Raw genomic sequence first — 14,144 nt, forward strand, 5'->3', positions numbered from 1 at the left:
CTGCGCCAGCGCGGCGGCTGCTCCGGGGCCCATGCACAGCAGCGGTGCACGACGATGCGCCGACAGCCGGTTGCTCTCGCCGGTCGGGCCCGGCAGGTCATGCACCTGCATCACCTCGTCCAGACCCTGCACGGCTTTCAGCGCGCGGCTCACCTCGGCCTCAGTCGCAGTTCCGGCGGCGCCGGGATCAACCTCAGGCGCGGGTTGTGCGGTGAAGCGCGCCAGATAGTCCGGGCCACCCGCCTTCGGCCCGGTGCCCGAAAGCCCCTCGCCCCCGAAGGGCTGGCTGCCAACCACGGCGCCGATCTGGTTGCGGTTGACGTAGATGTTGCCGACATGCAGCCAGTCGACCACGCGCTGCACCCGGTCGTCGATCCGGGTATGCAGGCCGAAGGTCAGGCCATAGCCCGTGGCATTCACCGCGCCGATCACCTTGTCCAGATCAGCGGCGCGGAATGTGGCGACATGCAGGATCGGGCCAAAAATCTCGCGCTCCATCTGTTCGATGCCGGAGACGCGGATCACCGCCGGGGCGATGAAGGTGCCGGCGTTCGGCACGGTCATTTCCTTCAGCACCCGCCCCCCGGCACGGGCCGTATCGACATAGGCCGCGATAGCGTCACGCGCCTCGGCGTCGATCACCGGGCCAACATCGGTCGCCAGATGCCAGGGATTGCCCGGACGCAGTTCATCCATCGCGCCGAACAGCATTTCCAGCAGGTTTTCGGCCACGTCCTCCTGCACATAAAGGCAACGCAAGGCCGAACAGCGTTGCCCGGCGGACTGGAAGGAGGACGCGAGGATGTCGCGCACCGCCTGTTCCGGCAGGGCGGTGGAATCGACGACCATTGCATTCAGCCCGCCGGTCTCGGCAATCAGCGGCGCGGCGGGGTCCAGATTGGCGGCCATGGCGCGGCGGATGATCAGCGCGGTTTCGGTCGAGCCGGTGAAGGCCACGCCATTGACGCGCGGGTCCGAGGTCAGCATTGCCCCCACCCGACCGTCGCCCGGGAGCAGTTGCAGCGCGGTTTGCGGCACCCCCGCCTTGTGCAGCAGATCCACCGCCAGTGTGGCAATCAGCGGCGTCTGCTCCGCCGGTTTCGCCAGCACCGCATTCCCGGCCACCAGTGCGGCGGCGATCTGGCCGGTGAAGATGGCCAGCGGGAAGTTCCACGGGCTGATGCAGGTGAAGACACCACGCGGCGCGGCCGTCAGCGCCTGCCCCTGATCGGCGTAATAGCGAAGGAAATCCACCGCCTCGCGCAATTCGGCCACGGCGTCGGGCAGGCTCTTGCCCGCCTCGCGCGCCAGAAGGGCGAAGATGGCGCCAAATTCGGCCTCATACAGATCGGCGGCGCGACGCAGCACCTCGGCCCGTTCGGACGCGGCGGCATCCCAGACCCGCGCGCCGGCCAGCGCCATTTCAGCATCCGGCTGCGCGGCGGGGATCAGATTGCCGACATGTTCGCCCGTCGCCGGGTTCACCACATCCCGCCGCTGCCCGCCCGCCACTGGCCCGGCGATGCGCGGGCGGGCGTCGAAGATCGCGGTCAGATGCGGCGCACGCGCCGCCTCGATCGCCGCCAGATGCGCGGTATCGGTCAGATCCCAGCCTTTGGAGTTCTGCCGCGCGCCAAACAGACGCGGGCCGGTGGTGATGGCCGGATTGGCAACCGGATCAACCGTTTCCATGAAGCTCAGCGGACAAGCCGCCACGGTTTCGGGCGTCACGTCCTCGTTCACGATCTGGTTCACAAAGGACGAATTGGCGCCGTTTTCCAGCAGGCGCCGCACCAGATAGGCCAGCAGATCACGATGCGCGCCCACTGGTGCATAGATGCGGCAGCGGGTGCCCCGGTCGGTCAGCACCAGATCGTGCAGCCGCTCGCCCATGCCATGCAGGCGCTGGAACTCGAAGGCAAGCGGATCGGTCGCCATGTCGAGGATCGCCGCCACCGTATGCGCGTTATGGGTAGCGAATTGCGGATAGATCCGGTCTGTCATGCCCAGAAGCTTGCGGGCGTTGGAGATATAGCTGACATCGGTCGCCTGCTTGCGCGTGAAGACGGGGAAACCGTCGAGGCCCATGACCTGCGCGCGCTTCACCTCGGCATCCCAATAGGCGCCTTTCACCAGCCGCACCATGATGCGGCGGTCAAGCTTCGTCGCCAGCGCATAAAGCCAGTCGATCACCGCACCGGCGCGACGCCCGTAGGCCTGCACCACCACGCCGAACCCGTCCCAGCCGCGCAAGGCCGGATCTTTCAGAACTTCCTCGATCACTTGCAGCGAAAGGGCAAGCCGGTCAGCCTCTTCCGCGTCGATGTTGAAGCCAAGGCCCGCCGATTTCGCCAGCCCCGCCAGCGCACGGACACGCGGCACCAGCTCTTCCATCACCCGCTCGCGCTTGGCCACCTCGTAACGCGGATGCAGCGCCGACAGCTTGACCGAGATGCCAGGGTTGCTGCGGATATCGCCGGTCGTCGCGGCGGCGGCGATGGCGGTGATCGCCTTGGAATAAGACAGGTGGTAACGGCGGGCATCGGCCTCGGTGCGCGCGGCCTCGCCCAGCATGTCATAGCTGTAGGTATAGCCCCTGGCCTCCAGTTCGCACGCACGCTTCATCGCGCCTTCGATGGTTTCGCCCAGCACGAACTGGCGGCCCATTTCCTTCATCGCGCGGCCCACGGCGGTGCGGATCACCGGCTCGCCCAGCCGTTTCATAGCAGCGCGCAGATGGCCCACGACGCCCGGCTCACGGTCGTCCAGAACCTTGCCCGTCAGCATCAGCGCCCAGGTCGAGGCATTGACGAGGCTCGATGCCGAATGGCCCAGATGGCGGCCCCAGTCCGACGGCGCGATCTTGTCCTCGATCAGCGCATCCATCGTTTCGGCATCCGGCACGCGCAGCAGCGCCTCGGCCAGACACATCAGCGCGATGCCCTCGTCGGTGGACAGGCCATATTCGGCCAGAAACACCTCCATCAGCCCCGGCTTCACGCTGGCACGGATGCGGCGCACCAGATCGGCCCCGGCGGCGGTGATGCGCGCACGATCCTCGGGCGACAGCCCAGCCTCGGCAATCAGGCTGCGCAGAAGCGCCGCCTCGTCGCGCAGGCTTTGAGTGTCGATGATGCTCCAGCTGTCGGCCATGTCGCGCGGCATAATGGGAAACCTCGTGGAAATCCGCTGTCAGTTCCCTGAAGAATACAGTGGAACGTGCAGGCGATTTTCCCGATCATAGGCCTTCAGGCAGGCACATCGCCCGAAGATGAAAGGTTTTTCGATGTCAAATGCGCGGATGGAGCTGGATTCCTACGATAAGGCGATTCTGCGGGTTCTGGCGGCGGAGGGCAGGATCACCGCGACCGAGCTTGCCCGCCGTATCGGCCTGTCGAAAAGCCCGACGCAAACGCGGCTGAAACGGCTGGAGGAAGGCGGGGTGATCGCCGGATATCGCGCCATGCTGGACCCGATCGCCATGGGCCTTGCCCATGTCGCCTTCGTCGAAGTGCGGCTGTCGGATACACGCGAAATGGCACTGCAAGCCTTCAACAAGGCGGTGCGGCTGATCCCCGAGGTGGAGCAGTGCCACATGATCGCGTCGCGTTTCGATTATCTGCTGAAGGTGCGGACGGCAGATATTCAGGATTACCGCCGCGTTCTGGCGGAACGGATCAGCGCCCTGCCCCATGTCGCGGCGACCTCCACCTATGTCGCGATGGAGGCGGTAAAAGAACTGGTCTAAGGCGTGGCGCGCCCGGCGATGCGCCGCGCCACATGGATCAGCGGCCAGCGCAGGATCGAGGCGCCGCCGATCAGGCAACCAAGGCCCCAGTAGGCGCCGTTTTCCCAGGTGACCCACCCCAGCAGGGGAATGCCGCTGGCCGCCAGCATCAGCGCGGCAGGCCAGTGGAACCGGCGCGGCCCCATGGCCACGGCCGAGGCCAGCACCACCCAGACACAGGCAAGGGCCAGCGAAACGCTCATGCCGCGCGCTCCGCCAGGCGGGTCGGCAGCGCATTCGCCCAGGCCGAAATAGTGCCCGCACCGAGGCAGACCACCATGTCACCCGGCCGCGCCTGTTCGCGCACCAGCCGCGCCAGATCGGATTCGTCGATCAGCGCACGGGCGTGGCGGTGGCCATGGGCGATCAGGCCGGAGACCAGATCGTCGCGGCTGGCGCCGGGGATGGGCTCTTCCCCCGCAGCATAGACCTCGGCAATCGCCACCACATCGGCTTCGTTGAAACAGGTGCAGAAATCATCGAACAGCGAGGACAGGCGCGAGAAACGGTGCGGCTGATGCACGGCGATGACCCGGCCCTTCGTCGCCTGACGCGCGGCACGCAGCACGGCGGCAATCTCGACCGGGTGGTGGCCGTAATCGTCGATGATGGTCACGCCATTCACCTCGCCCACGCGGGTGAAGCGGCGGTTGACGCCCGCGAAATTGGCCAGCGCCTCGCGGATCTCGTCCTTCTTCATCCCCAGATGGCGGGCCACGGCGACAGCGGAAAGCGCATTCGAGACATTGTGATCACCCGGCATGGGCAGGGTGCAGCCTTCGATTTTCGAACCTTCGCCTTCATTCTGAAGCAGGATATCGAAGAAGGCTTTGCCGTTATCGAACTTCAGGTTCACCGCGCGCACATCCGCCTGCGCGTTGAAGCCAAAAGTCACCACCCGGCGGTCAGTGACACGGCCCACCAGCGCCTGCACCTCGGGGTGATCGGTGCAGCAGACAGCCAGACCATAGAAGGGGATGTTCGACACGAAGTCGAGGAAGCCCTTGCGCAGCGCATCGAAGCTGCCCCAGTGCTCCATATGCTCGGGGTCGATATTGGTGACGATGGCGATGGTCGCGGGCAGGCGGTTGAAGCTGCCGTCGCTTTCATCGGCCTCGACCACCATCCATTCCCCGGCGCCCGCGCGGGCGTTGGAGCCATAGGCATGGATCACGCCGCCATTGATGACGGTCGGGTCAAACCCGCCCTTGTCCAGCAGTGTCGCCACCATGGTCGTGGTCGTGGTCTTGCCATGCGTGCCCGCGACGGCGATGTTCGACCGCATCCGCATCAGCTCGGCCAGCATCTCGGCCCGGCGAACCACCGGCAGCTTGCGGCGGCGGGCTTCTTCCAGCTCGGGATTGCCGGGCTTGATGGCGGAAGAGATCACCACCACCCCGACCTCATCGCCGATGTTCTCGGCCCGCTGACCTTCGAAGAAACGCGCGCCAAGGCCAACCAGCCGGTCGGTGATTTTCGAGGCCTTCGCATCCGATCCCTGCACGCGGTAGCCCAGCGTCATCAGCACCTCAGCAATACCCGACATGCCGATGCCGCCGATGCCGATAAAGTGGATGGGCCCCAGTTCAAGGGGCAGTTTGGTCGCGTTCATGGGTCACTCTTTCCGGGCAAGGCGCAGAACCAGGTCGACCAGCCGTTCGGTGGCGTCGGGTCGGCCCTGCGCAAGGGCATTGGCGGCCATACGCCCGGCCGCCTGCGGCTGCGTCAGCACGGCGGCCATTTGCGCGGTCAGGGTGGCGGGGTCAAGGGCGGATTCAGGGATAAGTATAGCTGCCTCGGCGGAAACCAGCCCCCGCGCATTGGCGGTCTGGTGGTCTGCGGTGGCCGCGGCAAAAGGGATCAGGATGGAGGGCCGCCCGATCACCGAGATATCGGCGATGGATGAAGCACCCGAGCGCGATACCACCAATTGCGCCTCGGACAGCCGGCGCGGAATGTCGGTGAAGAAGGGTTCGACCTCGGCCATGATCCCGGCCGCTTCATAGGTTGCGGCCACCCGCTCCATATCCTCGGCCCGGGCCTGATGGGCGACCCGCAGATTGCGCAGCACCGATTCCGGCAGGGCCGCAATGGCGGCGGGCACCACATCCGACAGGATGCGCGCGCCTTGGCTGCCGCCAATGGCCACAAGGCTCATGGGATAGTCCCCGGGCGGAATATAGGGAGCACCGGCGCGATCCAGCACCGACTGCCGCACCGGATTGCCCGTATGAATGCCCTCCACCCCGTCGGGCAGGGCTGTGGGCCAGATGCCGCAGGCGACAAGGTTCACCCGCCGGGCAAAGACCTGATTGACGCGGCCCAGCACACCATTCTGTTCGTGGATCATCCGCGGCAACCGCAGCAGCGTGGCCGCCGCCAGCGCCGGGATCGACGGATAGCCACCGAAGCCCACTACGACCTCAGGCCGGTCGCGCAGCAGCGCCAGCACCGCCGCGCCGATCCCCCCCGCGATGCGGAAGGGCACCAGTGCCTTCGCCGCCAACCCGCCACGCGCGAAGGTGGCCGAGGCCACCTGCTCCACCACCACCTCGGCCGGGAAGCCGCCAGCATAGCGGGCGCCGCGCGCATCGGTCGAAAGCTTCACCCGCCAGCCCCGCGCGATCATCGCCTCGGCCAGGGCCTGCGCGGGGAACATATGCCCCCCGGTGCCCCCGGCCGCGATCAGCAGAAATGGCGCCTGCGCTGTCATCTCAGCGCCCCCGACGGAACAGCAGGTCGTGCAGCTCGTTCTGCGGGCGGGTCCGGGTCAGCGCCAGCAACATGCCGACTGTGATGCCCGCCGCGATGACGGATGATCCCCCGTAGCTGACGAAAGGCAGCGTCATGCCCTTGGCAGGCAGCAGACGCACCGCCACGCCCATGTTGATCATCGCCTGCACGCCGAAGATGCAGGCCAAACCGGCGCCGGCCAGCCGCACGAAGGGATCACGCTCTTTCATCAGGCGGAACATCGACCGCACGACGACCGTGCCATAAAGCGCAAGGATGCACAGCACCAGCAGCAGGCCATATTCCTCGGCCGCGACGGCGATGATGAAATCGGTATGTGCATCCGGCAGCGTCCATTTAACCTGACCGCCACCGACCCCCACGCCGAAGAAGCCGCCTTCCTGAATGGCGTTGGTTGCATAGCCCAACTGCGAGCGCGGGTCGATGTCAGCGGCAAGAAAGCCGTCGATCCGACGGGCGAAGTGCTCGGATGCGCCATAAGCGACCACCCCGCCCCCTGCGATGAGCGCGATGACGACCGAGATCAGCAGAAACGGCGCCCCGGCCACGAAATAGACCACACCCCAGCCGAACAGCACCAGCATGGATTGACCGAAGTCGGGCTGGGTCGCCAGAAAGCCCACGACCAGCAGGGTAATGGCGAAGGAAATGCTCTTGCCCGGTGGGCCGTTCAGTTCCTGACTGGCGGCCATCAGCCAGGCGGTGACGATGATGAACCCCGGCTTCAGAAACTCAGAGGGCTGGAACGAAGCGAAGCCCAGCGAGAACCAGCGCACGGCGCCTTTGCCAAAATCGGTGCCGAAGACCGGCAGCAGCGCCAGCGCCACGAAGGACAGCGCAAAACCGATGATCCCCAGCCGCCGTACCATCTCGGGCGGCAGCATCGAGGTGCCCAGCATGGCCACCAGCGCCAGCGCGCCAAAGAACGCCTGCCGCTGCACATAATGGAACGGGTCCAGCCCGTTACGCGTCGCCAGGGGAACCGAGGCAGCCAGCCCCAGCAGGATGCCGATGCCGAACAGGATCAGCACCGCCGCCAATGTCCATTTGTCGAGCGTCCGCCACCAACGGGGGAGAACCGGCTCGGTGACCCGTACGGGCATCGAGCCATAGACCATCTCAGTCATGAGAACCGCCTGATTTGCCTGCTTGCCTAAAGCTGCCGGTTTGCCCGGCTTGAGGATCAGCCTAACGGGATTCCGCCCGCAAGGCCAGTGGAATTGCATGCAAGATGGGGCTGTCCCGGCATCACGCTGCCGTGCGCGGGACGCCGGAAAAGACGCACCCGCCTGGCCATTCCAGTGCTTGCAGGCACCGCCCCCCTCGCCCATTCTGCGCGCCGAAATGACGGCGGGGTGCGGGATGATTCCGGTTCAGGGTTATGCGGGTCGCAAGGTGGCGGTTCTGGGGCTGGGGCGATCCGGCCTTGCCACAGCGCGCGCGCTGAAGGCAGGCGGGGCCGAGCCCGTGCTGTGGGACGACAGCCCCGAAGCGCGCGCCAGGGCCGAGGCCGAGGGCTTTGCCTGCACCGATCTGATGAAACAGGGCGCCTTTGATGGCGTGGCCTGTCTGATCACCTCGCCCGGCATCCCGCATCTTTACCCGCAGCCCAACAAGGTGATCGCACGCGCGCTCGACCTTGGCGTGCCGGTCGATAATGACATCGGCCTCTTCTTCCAAAGCCTGGGTGCAGCCGACTGGGCGAAGTTCGATACTGCCCCGCGCGTCGTCTGCGTTACCGGATCGAACGGCAAATCCACCACCACGGCGCTGATCCACCATATCCTGCAAGTCGCCGGCCGGCCGACGCAGATGGCGGGCAATATCGGCCGCGGCGTGCTGGACATCGACCCGCCGCAGGATGGCGAGGTCATCGTTCTGGAACTGTCCAGCTACCAGACTGATCTTGCCCGCGCCTTGACGCCCGATGTGGCGGTGTTCACCAACCTCTCGCCCGATCATCTGGACCGTCACAACGGCATGGGCGGCTATTTCGCCGCCAAACGCCGGTTGTTCGCGGAAGGCGGCCCGGATCGCTGCATCGTGGGCGTGGATGAAACCGAGGGGCGTTTCCTTGCCAACCAGATGGCGCAGGGACCAGAGGATGACCGGGTGATCCGCGTCTCCTCCGGCACGAAGCTCGAAGGCTTTGGCTGGTCGGTCTTTGCCCGCAAAGGCTTTCTTGCCGAATGGCGGCGCGGCAAGCAGATGGCCTCCATCGACCTGCGTGAGATTTCGGGGCTGCCCGGTGCCCACAACCACCAGAACGCCTGCGCCGCCTATGCCGCCTGCCGTGCGCTGGGGCTCGCACCCAAGCTGATTGAACAGGCGCTGCAATCCTTCGGCGGCCTGCCGCATCGCAGCCAGCTGGTCGGCGAAAGGAATGGCGTCCGCTTCGTGAATGACAGCAAAGCCACCAATGTCGACAGTGCCGCAAAAGCGCTTCAGGCTTTTCCGAAGATCCGCTGGATCGCCGGAGGCATGGGCAAGGATGGCGGCATCGCGGCGCTGGAGCCCTTCCTCGGATCGGTGATGAAAGCCTATCTCATCGGCCATTCGGCCCGCGACTTCGCGCTACAGATCGGCAACACCCCGCATGAGATCTGCGAGACGATGGCCCGCGCCGTCGCCCGCGCGGCAGAAGAGGCCGAGCCGGGCGATGTGGTGCTGCTTGCCCCCGCTGCCGCCAGCTTTGACCAGTATCCGAACTTCGAAAAACGCGGCGAGGATTTCACCGCTCAGGTCCAGGCGCTGCTGTCGTAAGGGGGGCTCTGCCCCCGCGCCTTTGGCACTCCCCCGGGATATTTGGACCAAGATGAATGGCAAGGGCGTTCATCTTGGCAATAAATATCCCGGGGTGAACGGGCCGCAGGCCCGGAGGGGCAGCGCCCCTGACCTTGCTACAGATCCGCCAGCGCCCCGGCATGGTCCTCCAGCGCGGCGGCGCCTTTCGGGGTCAGCGCATAGATCCCGCGAGTGGCGCGTTCGAACCAACCATAGTGATCGGCCCGCAGCATCTCGCCCGCGCGGGCAACGCCGGTAGCGGTGGCGAGTGCTTTCGGCGCGGCAGGGCCGGTCGCCAGCGCGCGGGCAAGGCGCAGGGCATCCTGCCGATAGGCGGTCATCCGCGCCCCGCCCGGCGTGCCGCCGGTATTGGGGTCGCCTACCCGCCGGTCGAATTCGCGCAACAACCGTCCGGCGCGTTGCTTCTGTGGCCGGGGACGGTAGGGGCCGGGGTCGAGATGCGCCTGCACCTTGCCGCTTTCCTCTACCGCCAGCAGGCCAAGACCGAGACGGCGGCAGAGGGCGAGGATGTCGCGGTAGCGCGCGGGCCAGCCACGCGGACCGGGCGCGGGCACGGCGAGATAAACGGTGTCAAAAAGGCTCAGCCGCCGCACGCCTTGCAGCACCAGAGACATCGTGAAGCCGGTCTTCATCTCCACCACCACCGGCGCCTCCTCGCCCCGGCGGGCGAGGATATCGCAATGGCCGACTTCGGCCTTCACCTCATAGCCCTGCCCTTCCAGCCAGAGCTTCAGCGCCGGATACAGCTCGGCCTCGCGCTTGCGTGCCGCCACCGGATCAGCGCACCTTCAGCGTGGCCAGACCGATCAGCGCGAGGATCAGCGAGATGATCCAGAACCGGATCACGATCTGCGGCTCAGCCCAGCCCTTCTTTTCGAAATGGTGGTGGATCGGCGCCATCAGGAACACCCGCCGCCCGGTGCGTTTGAAATACAGCACCTGGATGATAACGCTCAGCGCCTCGACCACGAAGAGGCCGCCGACGATGGCCAGCACGATCTCGTGCTTGGTGCAGACAGCAATCGCGCCCAGGGCGCCACCCAGCGCGAGGCTGCCGGTATCGCCCATGAACACCGCCGCCGGGGGCGCATTGTACCACAGGAAACCCAACCCTCCGCCGATCAGCGCGGCGGCAAAGATCAGCAGCTCCCCGGTGCCCGGCACGAAGTGGACGCCCAGATATTCGGTAAAGTTGAAGTTGCCGACAACGTAGGAAATGACGCCGAGCGCACCACCCGCGATCATCACCGGCATGATGGCAAGGCCGTCCAGACCATCGGTCAGGTTCACCGCATTGGCGGCGCCGACAATCACGATCATGCCGAAGGGCACGAAGAACCAGCCAAGGTTCAGAAGCGCGTTCTTGAACAGCGGCAGCGCAAGCTGATTGGTCAGTGCCTCCGGGTGGAAGCGCGCGGCGGCATAAGCGGCCAGCGCGGCGATCAGCAGACCCAGCGCCATGCGCACGCGGCCCGAAACGCCCTTGGTGTTCTGCTTGGTAACCTTGGCATAATCGTCGGCAAAGCCGATCAGGCCAAAGCCCAGCGTCACCAGAAGCACGATCCAGACATAGGGGTTGTCAAGCCGCGCCCAGAGCAGGGTCGAAACCATCAGCGCCGACAGGATCAGCAAGCCCCCCATCGTCGGCGTGCCCGCCTTGGAGAAATGCGAGGCCGGGCCATCATCCCGGATCGGCTGGCCCTTGCCCTGCTTGCGTCGCAGCAGGTTGATCAGCGGACGGCCGAACAGGAAGCCGAAGATCAGCGCCGTGGCAAAGGCCGCGCCCGCGCGGAAGGTGATGTAGCGGAACAGGTTGAACAGGTCGCCCCCGTCCGAAAACTCGGTGAGAAGATACAGCATTACTCTGTTCCCTTGTCGTCTTGGGGGCGCGGCTGCCCCAGTTTGCGCAGCGCCTCGACCAGCAGGCTGACCTTGATGCCTTTGGAGCCTTTCACCAGCACGATGTCACCGGCATCAACCAGCGCACGCAGGCGCGGCAGCAGTTCGGCTGCCGTTTCAACACATTCGCCGCGCAATGCCTGCGGCAACACCGCATGCAGCGCCTTCATACGCGGGCCGACGCAATGAACGGTGGTGAGGCTCGCCAGAGCCGGGTGGCTGGCGATTTCGGCATGCAGGGCCAGCTCGGTCGGGCCAAGTTCCAGCATGTCGCCCAGAATGGCGACGCGGCGGCCCTGACGGATGCGGCCCACATTATCCTCGGGGCGCAGGATCGACAGCACATCAAGGCTGGCGGCCATCGAGGCCGGGTTGGCGTTGAAGGCGTCATCGATCAGGTCGAACCCTTCATCGGCGACCGGATCGGTGGTGATACGCTCGCGCTGGCCCCGGCCTGCCGGGGGCAACCAGCGGCCAAGGCCCTGCGCCGACAATGCGGGATCGGCGCCCAGCGCCTCGGCGGCAGCCAGAACGGCCAGCGCATTGATGGCAAAATGGCGGCCCGGAGATTGCACGCGGAACAGGCGCGGACCGGCGGGGGTGATGGCCTGCACAGCGCTGGCCTCCGCGCCCCAGTCGGCACGGTCAATCCGCCAGTCGGCAGCCGTTTCCGCGAAGGTGATGGCACGGGCGCCGGTTTCGGCAGCCCTGGACATGAGAATGTCCGACACGCTCAGGCCCGCAGGCAGGATCGCGATACCTCCGGGGCGCAACCCGTCAAGGATCGCGGCCTTTTCCTGCGCGATCCCGTCCAGCCCGTCGAAGGCAAACAGATGGGCCGGCGCGACGGTGGTGATCACGGCCACGTCCAGATCGGCCATCCGTGCCAGAGGCGCGATTTCGCCGGGGTGGTTCATCCCAATCTCAATAATGGCAAAATCTGTGTCTGCGGGCATCCGCGCCAGCGTCAGCGGCACGCCCCAGTGATTGTTGTAGCTGGCTTCGGCGGCGTGCACGCGCCCCTGCCCGGTCAGCGTGGCCCGCAGCATTTCCTTGGTGGAGGTCTTGCCGACCGAGCCGGTGATGCCCACAACCTTCGCCGCCGTCCGCGCGCGGGCGGCACGGCCCAGCGCCTCCAGCCCCTTCAGCACATCGGGGACCAGCAGCAGCGGCGCATCCGGCGCCACCCCTTCAGGGATGCGGCTGACCAGCGCGGCAGCCGCTCCCTGCGCCAAAGCCTGCGCCACGAAATCATGGCCGTCGCGCACGTCCTTCAGCGCCACGAACAGATCACCCGGCTGAAGGCTGCGGGTGTCGATGGAAACACCATTCGCCGCCCAGTCGCAGGGCGAGCTGCCCCCGGTGGCGGCAATGGCGTCAGCAGAGGTCCAGAGCGCAGCCATCAGATCATCCCGTCCAGCGCGGCGACGGCAATCGACGCCTGTTCGACATCATCAAAAGGATAGACGTCACCCTTGATGACCTGGCCTGTCTCGTGCCCTTTCCCCGCGATCAGCAGGGCGTCACCCCGTTGAAGCGCATCGACACCGCGCAGGATGGCTTCGGCGCGGTCACCGACCTCGTTCGCCTCCGGGCAGGCTTGCAGAATTGCTGCACGAATATCCGCCGGCTCCTCGCTTCTGGGGTTGTCGTCTGTCACAAACAGAACATCTGCCGCCTCGCGCGCCGCAGCGCCCATCAACGGGCGCTTGCCCCGGTCGCGGTCGCCGCCGGCACCGAAAACAACGATCAGCCGTCCCATGACATGCGGACGCAATGCCTTCAGCGCAGTCGCCAGCGCATCGGGCGTATGGGCGTAGTCGACGAAAACCGAAGCGCCATTGGCCCGCGTGGCAGCAAGCTGCATCCGCCCGCGCACGCCGGTCAGGTGCGGCAGCACGCGGAACACATCGCCCGGCGCCTCACCCGCACCGATCACCAGACCGGCGGCCAGCGCCACATTCTCGGCCTGGAAACCGCCGATGAGGTTCAGGCGGATCTGATGCGGCTGGCCCTGCCAGAGATAGCGCACATCCTGCCCGGTCGCATCGAACCGCTGCCCGGCGATGCACAAATCGCATCCGGCATCATGCCCCACAGTCAGGAGCCGCTGGCCCTTGGCCTCCGCAATGGCCGCCATATCGGCGCCGCGGGCGTCATTCATGTTGATCACCGCCGTCGCATCGGGCGGCAGCACCCGGTCGAACAACCCGGCCTTGGCGGCGAAATAGGCGTCGAACGTGCCGTGGTAATCCAGATGGTCCTGCGTGAAATTGGTAAAGCCCCCGGCCTTCAGCCGCACGCCATCCATGCGGAACTGATCAAGCCCGTGGCTCGATGCTTCCATCGCGGCATGGGTCACACCTGCTTCCGCCGCCGCAGCCAGCATGGAATGCAGCGTGATCGGGTCCGGCGTGGTATGGGCAGAGGGCGCGGCCCAGGCGCCTTCAACCCCGGTGGTGCCGATGTTGATGGCGGCATGGCCCAGGGCCATCCAGATCTGCCGGGTGAAGGTCGCGACCGAGGTTTTGCCGTTGGTGCCGGTCACCGCCACCATGGTTTCCGGCTGCGCGCCGAACCACAGCGCCGCCGCCAGTGCCAGCGCCTGACGCGGATCGGCCACCACCACCAGCGCCACTTTCGCCCCGGCCAGCGCAGGCGCCGCGATCCGCGCGCCCTCGGCATCGGTCAGCACAGCCGCCGCCCCCATGCGCAACGCGTATTCCACAAACTCCGCCCCGTGCATCCGGCTGCCCGGCAGGGCCGCGAACAGAAAGCCGGGCTTCACCGCCCGGCTGTCCACCGCAAGCCCGGTCACCCGCGCCTCCTGCCCGCCCTTGGCGGTCAAGCCCAGTTCCGCCAGTGTCGCCCTGCGCTCTGTCATGGGACAGCCCCCGTC

11 protein-coding genes are annotated in these 14,144 nt (G+C 66.4%); 2 read left to right on the plus strand and 9 right to left on the minus strand.

Annotated features, from left to right (window positions below; translation table 11 throughout):
• Nucleotides 1-3,165, minus strand: a 3,165-nt coding sequence (putA, locus tag AO684_RS07960) for a bifunctional proline dehydrogenase/L-glutamate gamma-semialdehyde dehydrogenase PutA (RefSeq protein ID WP_235451245.1), incomplete at its 3' end; no start/stop codon positions are given.
• A gap of 106 nt (nucleotides 3,166-3,271) precedes the next feature.
• On the opposite strand from putA, the gene AO684_RS07965 reads away from it, so the two are divergent.
• A complete protein-coding gene (locus AO684_RS07965; RefSeq protein WP_235451246.1) occupies nucleotides 3,272-3,748 on the plus strand; it encodes an Lrp/AsnC family transcriptional regulator in 477 nt (158 codons plus the stop codon).
• Here AO684_RS07965 and AO684_RS07970 read toward each other — a convergent pair.
• Genes AO684_RS07970 through AO684_RS07985 form a run of 4 tightly spaced genes read right to left on the minus strand, consistent with a single transcriptional unit; the run spans nucleotide 3,745 to nucleotide 7,668 of the window.
• Nucleotides 3,745-3,990 (minus strand): DUF2484 family protein, encoded by a 246-nt coding sequence (locus tag AO684_RS07970; RefSeq protein WP_054302220.1) that lies wholly within the window; start codon nucleotides 3,988-3,990, stop codon nucleotides 3,745-3,747. The two genes, AO684_RS07965 and AO684_RS07970, sit on opposite strands and share 4 nt — an antisense overlap.
• Nucleotides 3,987-5,399 (minus strand): UDP-N-acetylmuramate--L-alanine ligase, encoded by a 1,413-nt coding sequence (murC, locus tag AO684_RS07975; RefSeq protein ID WP_054302221.1) that lies wholly within the window; start codon nucleotides 5,397-5,399, stop codon nucleotides 3,987-3,989. Before murC ends, AO684_RS07970 begins: the two co-directional genes overlap by 4 nt.
• 3 nt (nucleotides 5,400-5,402) lie before the next feature.
• Nucleotides 5,403-6,500 (minus strand): glycosyltransferase, encoded by a 1,098-nt coding sequence (locus AO684_RS07980; RefSeq protein WP_082400840.1) that lies wholly within the window; start codon nucleotides 6,498-6,500, stop codon nucleotides 5,403-5,405.
• A 1-nt stretch (nucleotide 6,501) separates the two neighbouring features.
• Nucleotides 6,502-7,668, minus strand: a complete 1,167-nt coding sequence (locus AO684_RS07985) for a putative peptidoglycan glycosyltransferase FtsW (RefSeq protein ID WP_054302222.1) — start codon at nucleotides 7,666-7,668, stop codon at nucleotides 6,502-6,504.
• A gap of 235 nt (nucleotides 7,669-7,903) precedes the next feature.
• Between AO684_RS07985 and murD the strand changes: the two genes are divergently transcribed.
• Nucleotides 7,904-9,304 carry a UDP-N-acetylmuramoyl-L-alanine--D-glutamate ligase gene (murD, locus tag AO684_RS07990; RefSeq protein ID WP_054302223.1) on the plus strand — a complete coding sequence of 467 codons (1,401 nt, stop codon included), beginning with the start codon at nucleotides 7,904-7,906 and terminating at the stop codon, nucleotides 9,302-9,304.
• Between the two features lie 137 nt (nucleotides 9,305-9,441).
• On the opposite strand, the gene AO684_RS07995 is transcribed toward murD, so the two are convergent.
• Genes AO684_RS07995 through AO684_RS08010 form a run of 4 tightly spaced genes read right to left on the minus strand, consistent with a single transcriptional unit; the run spans nucleotide 9,442 to nucleotide 14,129 of the window.
• A complete protein-coding gene (locus AO684_RS07995) occupies nucleotides 9,442-10,119 on the minus strand; it encodes a DUF2161 family putative PD-(D/E)XK-type phosphodiesterase (protein ID WP_054302224.1) in 678 nt (225 codons plus the stop codon).
• Between the two features lie 4 nt (nucleotides 10,120-10,123).
• On the minus strand, nucleotides 10,124-11,206 hold the full coding sequence (gene mraY / locus AO684_RS08000; RefSeq protein ID WP_054302225.1) for a phospho-N-acetylmuramoyl-pentapeptide-transferase: 1,083 nt from the start codon (nucleotides 11,204-11,206) through the stop codon (nucleotides 10,124-10,126).
• Nucleotides 11,206-12,648 carry a UDP-N-acetylmuramoyl-tripeptide--D-alanyl-D-alanine ligase gene (gene murF / locus AO684_RS08005; RefSeq protein ID WP_054302226.1) on the minus strand — a complete coding sequence of 481 codons (1,443 nt, stop codon included), beginning with the start codon at nucleotides 12,646-12,648 and terminating at the stop codon, nucleotides 11,206-11,208. Before murF ends, mraY begins: the two co-directional genes overlap by 1 nt.
• A complete protein-coding gene (locus AO684_RS08010) occupies nucleotides 12,648-14,129 on the minus strand; it encodes a UDP-N-acetylmuramoyl-L-alanyl-D-glutamate--2,6-diaminopimelate ligase (protein ID WP_054302227.1) in 1,482 nt (493 codons plus the stop codon). The genes murF and AO684_RS08010 overlap by 1 nt, the downstream gene beginning before the upstream one ends.
• Nucleotides 14,130-14,144: the final 15 nt, after the last annotated feature.

It is taken from the genome of Gemmobacter sp. LW-1 (assembly GCF_001303875.1).
GTDB lineage: Bacteria > Pseudomonadota > Alphaproteobacteria > Rhodobacterales > Rhodobacteraceae > Gemmobacter > Gemmobacter caeni.